This window comes from Pseudomonadota bacterium (assembly GCA_016719885.1).
In the GTDB taxonomy this organism is placed as follows: domain Bacteria; phylum Pseudomonadota; class Gammaproteobacteria.
In genome coordinates this window covers 300,496-312,928 of the sequence record JADJYF010000006.1, presented here as the reverse complement: position 1 = coordinate 312,928, position 12,433 = coordinate 300,496, and the positions used below count along the sequence as shown (strand labels likewise).

At 66.6% G+C, this 12,433-nt stretch carries 6 protein-coding genes; all 6 read left to right on the top strand.

Going from position 1 to position 12,433, the window contains the following annotated elements:
• Position 1: 1 nt before the first annotated feature.
• The 6 genes from purF (at position 2) to IPM80_08875 (ending at position 12,416) form a co-directional block, all read left to right on the top strand.
• On the top strand, positions 2–1,534 hold the full coding sequence (gene purF / locus IPM80_08900; GenBank protein MBK8958543.1) for an amidophosphoribosyltransferase: 1,533 nt from the start codon (positions 2–4) through the stop codon (positions 1,532–1,534).
• An 808-nt stretch (positions 1,535–2,342) separates the two neighbouring features.
• Entirely contained in the window at positions 2,343–5,294 is a 2,952-nt protein-coding gene (locus tag IPM80_08895) for a Dyp-type peroxidase (protein ID MBK8958542.1), read from the top strand.
• Between the two features lie 120 nt (positions 5,295–5,414).
• Entirely contained in the window at positions 5,415–8,543 is a 3,129-nt protein-coding gene (locus IPM80_08890; GenBank protein MBK8958541.1) for an AAA family ATPase, read from the top strand.
• A gap of 224 nt (positions 8,544–8,767) precedes the next feature.
• Entirely contained in the window at positions 8,768–9,955 is a 1,188-nt protein-coding gene (locus tag IPM80_08885) for an O-succinylhomoserine sulfhydrylase (protein MBK8958540.1), read from the top strand.
• Between the two features lie 224 nt (positions 9,956–10,179).
• Positions 10,180–11,289: an aminotransferase class V-fold PLP-dependent enzyme gene (locus IPM80_08880; protein ID MBK8958539.1), complete on the top strand. Its 1,110-nt coding sequence runs from the start codon at positions 10,180–10,182 to the stop codon at positions 11,287–11,289.
• 143 nt (positions 11,290–11,432) lie between these two features.
• Positions 11,433–12,416 carry a CoA ester lyase gene (locus IPM80_08875; GenBank protein ID MBK8958538.1) on the top strand — a complete coding sequence of 328 codons (984 nt, stop codon included), beginning with the start codon at positions 11,433–11,435 and terminating at the stop codon, positions 12,414–12,416.
• Positions 12,417–12,433 lie beyond the last annotated feature (17 nt).

The window sequence follows — 12,433 nt, the reverse complement described above, 5'->3', positions numbered from 1 at the left end:
CATGTGCGGAATCATCGGCATGGTCACCAAGACCGCCGTCAATCAACAGTTGTACGACGGCCTGACCGTGCTCCAGCACCGTGGCCAGGACGCCGCCGGCATCGCCACCTACGAAGACGGCCGCCTGTACCTGCGCAAGTCCAATGGCCTGGTGCGCGACGTGTTCCACACCCGTCACATGGTCAACCTGCGCGGTCGCATGGGCATCGGTCATGTGCGCTATCCGACTGCCGGCGTGTCGTCCACCGCCGAGGCGCAACCGTTCTACGTCAATTCGCCCTACGGCATCGCGCTCGCGCACAACGGCAACCTGACCAACGCCGCGCAGCTCAAGCAGGAATTGTTCGAAGACGATCTGCGTCACATCAACACCGAATCCGATTCCGAAGTGCTGCTCAACGTGTTCGCCCACGAACTGCAGAGCCTGCACAAGTTCCGCATCAACGCCGACGACGTGTTTCGCGCCGTCGCGCGCGTGCATGAACGCTGCTCGGGCGGCTACGCGGTGGTGGCCATGATCAGCGGCGTCGGCATCGTCGCGTTCCGCGACCCCTACGGCATCCGTCCGCTGGTCTATGGCCATCGTGACACCGAGCAGGGCCGCGAATACATGGTCGCCTCGGAATCGGTCGCCATCGACACGCTGGGCTTCGAGCTGGTGCGCGACGTCGCGCCCGGCGAAGTGGTGTTCATCAGCAAGGCCGGCGAGCTCGCCACCCAGCAGTGCGCCAAGGTCACGCATTACGCGCCGTGCATTTTCGAGCATGTGTATTTCGCGCGGCCCGATTCCATCATCGACGGCATTTCGGTGCACAAGGCGCGCATGCGCATGGGCGAAGCGCTGGCCGAGAAGATCAAGCGCGAATGGTCGGGGCATGACATCGATGTCGTGATCCCCATTCCCGACACCGCGCGCACCGCGGCGCTGGAGCTGGCCCATACCCTCGGCGTCAATTACCGCGAAGGCTTCATCAAGAACCGCTACATCCCGCGCACCTTCATCATGCCGGGCCAGGCCCTGCGGCGAAAATCCGTGCGCCAGAAGCTGAACGCCATCGATCTCGAATTCGAAGGCAAGAACGTGCTGCTGGTGGATGACTCCATCGTACGTGGCACCACGTCCGGCCAGATCATCCAGATGGCGCGCGACGCCGGCGCGCGCAAGGTCTATTTCGCTTCGGCCGCGCCGCCGGTGCGCTATCCGAATGTCTATGGCATCGACATGCCGACCGCCGAGGAACTGATCGCCCACAACCGCACCGAGGAAGAGGTGTGCCGTCTGATCGGCGCCGACGGCCTCATCTTCCAGGATCTCGATGCGCTGGTGGATGCGGCCCGGCGCGGCAACCGGCGCATCACCGAGTTCGAACAATCCTGCTTCAGCGGTCACTACGTAACCGGCGACGTGAGCGATGTCTACCTGCGCCAGGTCGGCAGCGCGCGCGCCGACGAAGCCAAGGCCGAACGCGCGCGTGACGAGGATTCGCTGCGCGACCTGTTCAACAACGCCGGCAACGTCTCCATCGACGCCTGAGCGCCGCGCGCCGACGGCGCGTGGCATATGCACACAATTGCGCGTGGCGCTCTCAGCCGTCGCGCTCAAATGTATATTCTCCCCCGTCGGTGCGGATCCCCTCGCACCCGCGGACACGGGAGACGAAGCATGGAATTGGACTATCGCAGCACCGAACTGCAGGGCGTGACCGATCTCACGGTGGTGGCGCGCATCAAGCAGGGCGCGGTGCCGGGCGCTCTCAATACCTTCACTTACGTCGACCGCCTGCGGCGGGTGTTGAAAGTGCTGAACGGCATTCGCCAGGCGAGCCGTGAAGCGGCGCTGGAGGCGAGTCCGTTTCCCGACTCGGTGGCGCGCTTTCGCACCGTGCATTTCTTCCGCTTCGCCATCCTGCCGGCCAACGATGCCGACAGCCGCCCGCAGCTCTTGCTCAACGTCACGGTCGACGGCGGCTGGGAGCCCTACATGCGCTTCATCTGGAAGCCCATGGGTTCGATGCTCGACTTGATCTTCTGCCACTGCGACGACTATCCGCTGGCGCGCCTGACGAGCTTTGCCGACTACATCGCGTGGGTGCGTGATCACGAAGTGGTCGGGCGCTTTTTCTTCGCCGACTCCGGCGCCACCGCCGCTGACAGCCATTTCCACAAGCACCTGACCGATCTCGTACTCGACCACGGCCACGCCGACGATTTCGACGCGCGGGCCGCGCGGCTGGCCGAAGCGCCGCGCGAAGCCAACCCCGAGCGCAGCGCGCGCGCCGCCGACATCGGCCTGCGCGCGCTGCACGCGGTGGCGGGACTGCGCGAATATTTTCCCGAGAGCGATGACCGGCTCGGCACGCAAGCCGTTCAACCAGGAACATGTGCTGCGGCGTTTTGCCCAGGACTTGTTTTCCGACGTGCGCCGCTGGTGTCTCGAGCCTGGCCAACTGTCGGACACGCCGGCATGGCAGGTGCTGCGCCAGATGTTCGAAGCGGACATGGCGTGGCTGGCGCTGGCGCCGCCGCCCGCCGCTGAATCGGCCGGCAAGGTCGCGCCGCGTTTCAGCCTCGAGGCGCTGCAAGCCGGTATCGCGCGGCCGTTTCCGGCCGATGTCTCCCACGGCGCACTGGTGTTGCTGCGCGTGAGCGACGCCGCGCTGGCGCGGCGCTGGCTGTCGCACGAAGGCTTCAGCAATGGTGTCGAGGTGCTCGGCGAAGGCGAGATCTACCAGACCATCGCCATCACCTGCGATGGCATGAAACAACTCGGCGCGCCGCGCGCGTGGCTGGCGGGCTTGCCGCGCGAATTCATCGACGGCATGGCGGCGCGCGCCGGTGTGCTCGGCGACCTGCATGGCAATCATCCGGATCACTGGCGCCGTCCGCAGCGCAACTGGCCGAGCGCGATGCAGGCCAGCGGCGAGCATCGCGGCGCGCCGCCGCTAGACATCAACAGCATCGACCTGGTGCTGCAGTTGCGCGTGGCGCTCAGCGAAGACGAGGTGGCGCGCACCGCGCATCGGCTCGCGGCGGCGCTCGAGGCCCGCATCCGCGCCATCGACGCAGCGCGCGACAACGGCGTCGAGGTCTTGAGCGTCGAAGCCATGCGTCATCATCCGCGGCGTGCCGGCGAAGCGCTGGGGCGAGATCATTTCGGCTATGTTGACGGGGTGAGCCAGCCCAGCCTCGAGGCCGAACAGGCGGACGCACAGTACTGGCGCGACAAGGTCGAGCCCGGTGAAATCCTTTTGGGATACGCCAACAATCGCGGCGATGCGCCGCATGGCGGTGATGCCGTGCTGGATAACGGCAGCTTTCTCGTGGTGCGCAAGCTGCGCCAACACACCGAACTGTTCGAGGCGCGCCTCAAGCTGGCGGTGAAAAGCCTGCTGCCCAAGGGCGACAAGGCCGCACGCGCGCGCTTGCACGAGATGTTGATGGCCAAACTGATGGGCCGCCATGCGAACGGCAAGCCGCTCACCACGCAAAGCGGTCAGCACGACAACGACTTCAACTACCGCGACGACGTGCACGGCGAACACTGTCCGTTGCAGTCGCATGTCCGCCGCACCAATCCGCGCGAGGCGGTGCCGCCGCTGATGACGCCGCCGCCCCGCATCGCGCGTCGCGGCATGTCCTACGGGCCGCGACCCGCCGCCGGTGAAGGCGATGAGCCGCACGGCCTGCTGTTCATGGCCTACAACGCCAGCATCGCCGAACAGTTCGAAGTGATCCAGAACTGGGTGGCCGGCGGCAGCAGCACCGGCCTGCCGTCGTCGCAACACGATCCCTTGCTCGGCGTGCCGGCGCCCGGCCGCTCGCGCGTCTATCGTTTCATGCACGAGGGTGAAGTGTTGCGCGTCGATCTCGGCGATACGGCGCTGGTCACGCTGGAGTGGGGCCTGTATGCTTTCGCGCCCTCGCGCGCCGCGCTGCGTGCCATAGCCACGTTGTGGGACGAAGAGGCCGCGCGTCACGCGACGCCGGCTTCAGCGCCGCGCGCGACGCTCGGCAAGGCCTGCCCGCTGGACATCGAAAAGATGGCGGGCCGTCTCAAGTATGAAGACGAAACGGTGCGCGCCTTGCACTGGGCCGCGGTGCGTGATGCCGGTGGCCTGCGTCACGAGGGCGCCTATGGCTTGCTGGTCGGTTCGGCCGAGAAGGTCATGATGGTGCTGAAGGACGACGGCCAGCACTATTCGGCGGCCGGCTATGGTCCGCGCATGGCGGAAACTGTCGGCACCTTCTTTCTCGGTCAGGACGATGTCGGGCCCTATGCCGGTCATGCCGAACTCGGCCAGGCGGTCAATGACGCGGTCGAAAAGCATCTCGGCGACGAGCGCATCGCCTACCAACTGGCGCGCGACAACGCGCTGGCCTATCTCGATCGGCTGTATGCCGCCAACGAGGTACTGCCGCGCCGCGAAGGCGCGAGCGTTGATTTGATCGAACTCGCGCGCTACGTGATGGCGAGCCTGTGCAGCGCGTGGTTCGGTCTGCCCGATGGTGAACTCATGCGCTACGGCGGACGCGCCGATGACTTGCGCGACCTCGATAGCGACGACGGCAAGGCCCATTGTCCGGGCGACCTCATGGCGATCTCGCGTTACGTGTTCGGCCCGCATCCGCTCGAGGAGCCGGTCGCGAGCCGCGCGCGGCTGCTGGGCGCGCGCGTCAAGGCCGCCTTCGCCGCGTTGGTGGCGCGCCCGATGGCCAGTCAGAAACCGCTGGTGCGGGACATCATGCAACTGGCGCCCGGCGATGCACGTCGCCAGGCGGCGCTGGTGGCGGGCGTGATGCTGGGTTTCCCGGCGCCGACCATCGGCTCACTGGCCGCGGTGCTGGTGAACTGGAGCACGACGCGTGAGCTCGGCCGCTTGCAGCAGCGCCTGGCGGTGCCGGCCGGCGCCGATTATCCACGCGCGACCTTCGACCTCGCCAACCAGGTGCTGCGCCAGCCCTTGCTCGACGCCATGGCGCTGGCACCCGCGCCCTACGCGGTGTGGCGCCGCACCGCGCCGGCCAATCCCCTGTCGGCGCGGGACGGCGTGGGATGCCCGGTGGTGGTGGGCCTCGCCTCGGCGATGCGCGACCCAGCGCTCGAGGCCTATGACGATCCGCACTACCTCATGTTCGGCGGCACGCGTCAGCGCCAACACCCGCTGTACGCGCCCCATGCCTGCCCGGGCTACGGCATGGCGATGGGCGCCATGCTGGGGGTTGCCGCGGCACTGCTGCGCGCCGGTGAACTCGCGGTCACGGCCGACCCCCGGGTGGTGATGCTCAAACGCTGAGCATCGCCCGCGCTGCGCTGCCCGGCGAATAGCGTTAGCATGCCCTGAACCTGGTCTGGCGCGCCGCGAGCCTTGGGCTCGTGCACGCCGTGCGCGGGCAGTGGGGTCAACGGTGGGGCGATGAACGAAGCGCAGCGGGCACAGCAGTCGACGGCGGACGGCCAGTTCCGTCACGCGACCGTGTTGTTTCTGGACCTGAGCGGTTATTCCGAGTTGGTGGCGCGCATGCGCGGCGACCTGGAAGCGGTGGACCGCATGAGCGACATGCTCGAGCAGGTCGCGCATCGCATCGTCAGCAAGCACCGCGGCATCGTCAACGAAGTGCGCGGCGACGGCGTGGTGGCGCTGTTCGGCCTGCCCGGCCATGGCGAGTTCGACGTGCGCGACGCGGTCGACGCCGCGCTCGAACTGCATCGCACTGTGCAGCAGTTGTCCGACAGCGGCGCGTTGGGCGGCATGGGCTCGCTGATGTTGCATTCCGGCATCCATTCCGGCTTGGTGCTGGTGCGCCGCGCGACGCGCGACAATCGTCTGTACCGCGTCACCGGTGACGCCATGATCGTGGCCGCGCGCCTGTCCGACGCCGCCACGCCGGGCGAGGTGGTGGTGAGCGCGAGTTCCCTCGAGGGCGTCGGCGAGTTCTTCGAAACCCGGCCGCGCGAGCACCTCGACATTCCGACCATAGGCGCGGTGTCCACCGTCAGCGTCACGCGCCGTTCCCCGGTGCGCAGGCCGTTCGATGCTCGCCTGCGCCGACGCTTGTCGCCGTTCATCGGTCGCCAGCATGCCCTGCACAGTCTCGACACGCTGTTCGATGCCACCGTCAAAGGCGGCGTGCACCTGGCCGGCATCGTCGGCATGGCCGGTGTCGGCAAGACGCGTCTGGCCGAAGAAGCCTTGAGTCGCACCTATGCCGCCAACGTGCGTGTGCTGCGCGGCCATTGCAGCGGGCTGCGCCAGTCGACGCCGCTCGAACCGTTTCTCGAGATCCTGCGTGACCTGCTGGAAGTGGACGAGCTCGCCTTCGAGGATCGCCCGACCCAGGTCAGCGCGCGCCTCGCCGCGCGCCTGCCGACACTCAGCGCGCACGCCGACACCTTGCTCGAACTGTTGTCGCTGGACGAGGCGGATGCGGACGCCACGCCCGCCGACGAGAGTCGCGGTCGGGCCATGGTCGAGGCGCTGGTGGCGATGCTGCTGAGTCTCGCCGAGCGCCAGGTGTTGGTGCTGTTCCTCGATGACTGGCAGTGGGCCGATGAATCATCGGGCCAGGTGGTGGCCGCGCTCAAGGCGCGTGCCGACGCCGCGCGCATCATGCTGCTCATCGCTTCGCGCGAACGCGGGCTCGGCGCCGGCATCGACGCGCCACAAGTCAAAATCGAACTCGAAGGATTGAAGGCGCTGGAGGTGAGCGCGGTGGTCAAGGCCTTGTTGCCGGACGCGCCCAACCTCGGTCACATTGAATCGATATTTCGCCAGACCGGCGGCGTGCCGCTGTATATCGAGGAACTGTGCCAGGCCGGTAACCTGCTGGTGTTGGAACACGACGGCCAGGCCGCGCAACCGCTCGAGGGCGTGCCGCACTGGTTGGCGCGTCTCATCGAGAGTCGTTTCGATCGGTTGAGCGAGGCTGCGCAGGAAGTGGCGTCGCTGGCCGCCACCATCGGCACGGTGGTACCGGCCTGGCTGTTGGAAAACCTGGCGGGCAGCCCACCCGATGAACAGCTCCTGGCGGAGCTCGCCGACGCCGGTCTCTTGTATACCGACGGCCCGCGCGAACCCATCCATTTCAAACACGGCATCACGCGCGACGTGATCTATTCGTTGCTCGGTCTCGAGCGGCGGCGTGGCTTGCACCTGCGCGCGGCCAAGGCCATCGAAACCGAGATCGCGCCCGAGCAGCGCGAAGAATATTTCGAGGCGCTGGCGTATCACCATCGTTGCGCCGAGAGCCTCGACGAGGCGGTCGAATACGCGGTGCTGGCGGCGGACAAGGCGCGCGTGCGCGCGGCGCTGGACAGCGCGCGACTGCACTACCAGGCGGCGCTCGACCTGCTGGACCGGCTCGAGCAGGGCCCCGCCACCGAGGCGCGCCGCAGTGCGCTGTGTCGTCACTGGGCGCTGGTGTGCATGTATGGTCCGGCGGCGGGCCAGGTCGAGCGTTTCAAGCAGCAGGTGGCCTATGCCCTCGAGATTGGCGACGAGGAAGCGGCGGCGCGCGGGCGTTATTTCGTCGGCTACCTCTGCTACACGCTCGGCCGCCACAACGATGCACGCACCGAACTCATGCTCGCCTACCAGCTCGCGTCACGGCTGAACATGGGCAACCTGTGCGCCGAGATTGTCGGCGCGCTCGGCCATAGCGCCAGTGCGCGCGGCGACAACAGTGAAGCGCTCGCGCATCTGGACGGCGCGCTGGAACTGTGGTCCGCCGAGCCTTCACCGCGCGGCTTGCCGGTCGGACCGGCCTACACCTTGAACTGCAAGGGCATGATCAGCGCCGACCTCGGCGACTTCGACGGCGGGCTCACCTTGATCTCGCGCGGGCTGACCCTGGTGCGCGATTCCAATCACCAGATAGAAGGTTCGATTCGTTGCTTCCACAGCGCGGTGTTGATGTGGACCGAGCGCTGGGCCGACGCGCTGGCGGCGGCGGAAGCCGCGCGACGCGTCGGGCAAAGGGTCAACGGCCCGTACATCTTCGCCATGGCGAGCGCCATGAGCGCCTATGCGCGCTGGAAGCTCGATGCCAATCCACGGCACGTCGATGCCCTCGGTCGCGCCGTCGAATGGCTGGAAGGCTGGGGCATCGGCCTCTACCTGTCGCTGGTCTACGGCTGGATGGTGGAGGCGCTGGCCGACAGCGGACGCTATGCCGAGGCCGCGGCCATCTATCGGCGCAGCGTCGAGCAGCGCGGTGCGGAAGGCGAACATCTCGGCTCGGCGGTGGCAGCGCGCGCCTTGGCGCGGGCCGCGGCCCGCGCGCGGCCGCCCTGCCTGTCCAATGCCGAGCATTACCTCGAATGCGCGCGTGACTTCGCCGTGCGTCTCGGCTCGCCGGTGCAAGCGGCCTGCAATGCCCTGTGCGCCGCCGAGGTATTTCATCTCAAGGGCGATATCGCGGCGGCGCGCGCCGCGCTGTCGCAGGCCTGCGTCGAGTTCGAACGCTTGAAACTCGACATCCCGCTGCGCGCGGCGCGCGCCATGGAACCCGTGATCAATACCGGCAACTGCGCGGCGGCCGTGTAACTTCGCGGATTTGGCGCGGCGCGCCGTCCATCGATTGACTCCGCCGACGGCATTGATTACGGTGCGCCCCTCTGCGCCGATTTGAATCAGCTTGCGGGCGCGTTAGAAAAGCGGCTAAAGCGAAGCACAACCTGCTTTGGCCGCGCCATGGCGGGTTTTTTTTTGCCCGCCCCTTGGGGTTGCCCGCGGCGCGGCGCCCACCTGTCAGTCATGTCGAGGTCAAGATGGTGGATTACGACGACGAGCTTGGACTGGCGACGCTGGCCTGTCATGCCGGCCGCCTGCGCACCGCCGAGATGGAGCAGAGTGAGGCGCTGTTCCTGTCATCGAGTTTTTGTTTCGAATCGGCCGCACAGGCCGCGGCACGTTTCGCCGGCACCGAGGACGGCAATGTCTACAGCCGCTTCACCAACCCCACGGTGCGCACTTTCGAGCAGCGTCTGGCGGCGATGGAAGGCGGTGAACGCTGCGTGGCGACCGCCTCGGGCATGAGCGCCATCTTGAGTCTCGCGATGTCGGTGCTGTCGGCCGGCGATCACGTGGTCGCCTCGCGCAGCGTGTTCGGCACCACCGTCAACCTGTTCAAGAACGTGCTCGGTCGCTTCGGCATCAGCACCACGTTCGTCGACATGACATCGGTCGAGGCGTGGCGTGATGCCCTCCAGCCCAATACGCGCATGCTGTTCGCCGAGACGCCGTCGAATCCGCTCACGGAAGTGTGCGACATCGCGGCCTTGGCCACGCTCGCGCAACAGCAGGGTGCGCTGCTCGCGGTCGACAACTGTTTCTGCACGCCGGTGCTGCAACAGCCGCTCAAGCTCGGCGCCGATGTCGTCATTCATTCCGCCACCAAGTATCTCGATGGCCAGGGCCGTTGCCTCGGCGGCGCCATCGTCGGTGCGGAAAAGCTCATCAACGACAAGGTCTTTCCGTTCCTGCGCAACGCCGGTCCGACCATGAGCCCGTTCAATGCCTGGGTGTTCCTGAAGGGACTGGAAACCTTGGCCATCCGCATGCAGCGTCATAGCCAGAGCGCGGCGCGGGTCGCGGCCTGGTTGAACGAGCATGACAAGGTCGCGCGCGTGCATTACCCGGGGCTCGCCGGTCACCCTCAGCACGCACTCGCGCGGCGTCAGCAGAAGGATTTCGGCGGCATCGTCAGCTTCGAGGTGGCCGACCGCGCGGCGGCCTGGCACATCATCGATACGCTGAAATTCTTTTCCATCACGGCCAACCTCGGCGACGCCAAGAGCATCGTCACCCATCCCGCCACCACCACCCACGGGCGCGTGAGCCAGGCCGAACGGGACGAGATGGGCATACGTGAGGGCTTGATACGCCTGTCGATCGGACTCGAGGACGCGGATGACCTGGTGGCCGATCTCGCGCAGGCGCTGGCCTCCCTGCCCTAGCCCCCGCACTTGCCTTGTTGCGGTGGGGCCGGCCGTGTAGAGTGTCGGCGCGCGGCACGGCTTGCGCCGCGCCTTTCAACCCAATCTGCCCGCCCCGAAATACTCTGTAGTTGCTAGAGAGCGGTTTCCGCCAGCGGACGCCAACCGGAGGATTCCCTGTGCCTGGAAGAAATCACCTGTTCGTGCCCGGACCGACCAACATCCCGGAGCGCATCCGTCGCGCCATGGACGTACCGCTCGAAGATCATCGTGCCGGCGACTTCCCGGATTTCGCCAAGCCCCTGTTCGAGGACATCAAGAAGATCTTCCAGACCACGGCCGGCCAGGTGTTCATTTTCAATGCCTCCGGCACCGGTGGCTGGGAAGCGGCCATCACCAATACCTTGTCGCCGGGCGATGGCGTGTTGCAATCGCGCTTCGGCCAGTTCAGCCACCTGTGGGCGGAGCTGTGTCGCAAGCACGCCATGGAAGTGACGCTGGTCGAAGCGCCGTGGGGCGAAGCGGTGCCCTACGACCGTTACGCCGAGATCCTCGCCAACGACAAGGGGCACCGCATCAAGGCGGTGCTGGTCACGCACAACGAGACCGCCACCGGTGTAACCAGCGACATCAAGCGCGTGCGCAGGATACTCGATGATCTCAAGCATCCGGCATTGCTCATGGTAGACGGCGTCAGCGCCATCGGCTGCATCGATTTCCGCATGGACGAGTGGGGCGTGGACATCGCGGTGTCCGGCTCGCAGAAGGGCCTCATGCTGCCTACCGGCCTGGGCCTGGTCGGCGTCAGCCAGAAGGCGCTGGAATGGCGCAAGACCGCCAAGTGTCATCGCGCCTATTTCGACTTCGACGACCAGCTGCGCATGAATGCCGACGGCTGGTTCCCCTACACGCCGGCCATGACCTTGATTCGCGGTTTGCGCGAATCGATCAACATGCTGCTCGAAGAAGGCCTGCCGAATGTCTACGCGCGCCATGCGCGTTACGCCGAGGCGGTGCGCAAGGGCGTGGCAGCGTGGGGCCTTTCGCTTTGCGCGCGTGACCCGGCCAGCTATTCGAATACCGTCAGCGCCATCGTGGTGCCGGAAGGCAAGAACGCCAACGACGTGGTGAAGAACGCCTACGCGCGTTACAACCTGTCGCTGGGCGGCGGCCTCGGTGACGTGGCGGGCAAGGTGTTCCGCATCGGTCACATGGGCGACTTGAACGAGATCATGGTGCTGTCGGCGCTGGCCGGTACCGAGATGGCGCTGCGAGACAGCGGCATCGACGTGGTGCCGGGCAGCGGCGTCGGCGCCGCGTCGGAGTTCCTGCGGACTACGTACAAGTCCGCCTGAGCCGCTGAATAACCGTCGACCGGGATCGGCGTGGCGAAACCTGCCGCGCCGTCGCCACCTCAGACGCCTCGTAGGTGCGAATTCATTCGCGCGCTCCAGGTGTGGCGGTGCACTTTCAATGTGCGAATGAATTCGCACCTGCAATGGCGCGGTCCCTGTCGCTGCCACTCCGGAGTTGCCGTTTGAGCTTTACCTATTTTCCCAGCGTGCCGGCACGGCTCGCGCGCAGCGTATTGGTCATTCCCGGCAGCTGTCCCCAGTGGTTCGAGGGGGCGCTGCATTCCGAAGCCGATTACGTGCTGCTCGATTGTGCCGATACGGTCGCGCCCGGCGACAAGCTCGCGGCGCGGGCCAATATCATCGGCGCGTTGACGTCGTTCGATTGGCGCGCGCATGGCAAGACCCTGTGCGTGCGCATCAACGGTCTCGACACGCGCTACATGTATCGCGACGTCATCGAACTGCTTGAACAGGCGGGTGCGCATATCGACACCCTGCTGGTGCCGCGCGTCGGCGTGGCGGCCGATCTGTACATGCTCGATTGCCTGTTGACGCAGATTGAAATGAATTGCGATCTGAGCGAGCGCATTGGTATCGAGGCGTCGATCGAAACCACCTTGGGTCTGTCCCACGTTGAAGAAATCGCACGCGCCAGTCCACGACTCGAGGCCTTGCATTTCGGCAGCGCGGACCTTGCCGCGAGTTGTCGTGCGCGCACGGTGTCGGTGGGCGGCCTCAACCCCGATTACCCCGGCGACCAGTGGCATGCCGCCATGCAGCGCGTGCTGGTCGCCTGTCGAGCCCACGGCCTGCGCGCCATCGACGGGCCCTACGGCGATGTGCAGGACGCCGATGGCTACCGGGCGGCGGCGCGACGCGGCGCGGCGCTCGGCTTCGAAGGCAAGTGGGCATTGCACGAAGTGCAGGTGAGCCTGGCCAACGAAGTGATGACGCCGCCCGACGTGGATGTCGAATGCGCGCGGCGCATTCTCGCCGCCATCGAGGAAGCGGTGCACGCCGGCCGTGGCGTCGCGCAACTCGATGGTCATACGATCGACGCGGCCTCGGCGCACATGGCCGAGAATCTCGTGCGGCAGGCCGACGCCATCGCCGCGCGGCTGCGCTGAATATTTCGGAGCGCAAG

Bases quoted from the DNA above. Each gene is read 5' to 3' on its own strand.
- IPM80_08895 (MBK8958542.1), top strand. From the start codon at position 2,343: ATGACCGGCTCGGCACGCAAGCCGTTCAACCAGGAACATGTGCTGCGG.
- IPM80_08890 (MBK8958541.1), top strand. From the start codon at position 5,415: ATGAACGAAGCGCAGCGGGCACAGCAGTCGACGGCGGACGGCCAGTTC.
- purF (MBK8958543.1), top strand. From the start codon at position 2: ATGTGCGGAATCATCGGCATGGTCACCAAGACCGCCGTCAATCAACAG.
- IPM80_08880 (MBK8958539.1), top strand. From the start codon at position 10,180: ATGGACGTACCGCTCGAAGATCATCGTGCCGGCGACTTCCCGGATTTC.
- IPM80_08885 (MBK8958540.1), top strand. From the start codon at position 8,768: ATGGTGGATTACGACGACGAGCTTGGACTGGCGACGCTGGCCTGTCAT.
- IPM80_08875 (MBK8958538.1), top strand. From the start codon at position 11,433: ATGGCGCGGTCCCTGTCGCTGCCACTCCGGAGTTGCCGTTTGAGCTTT.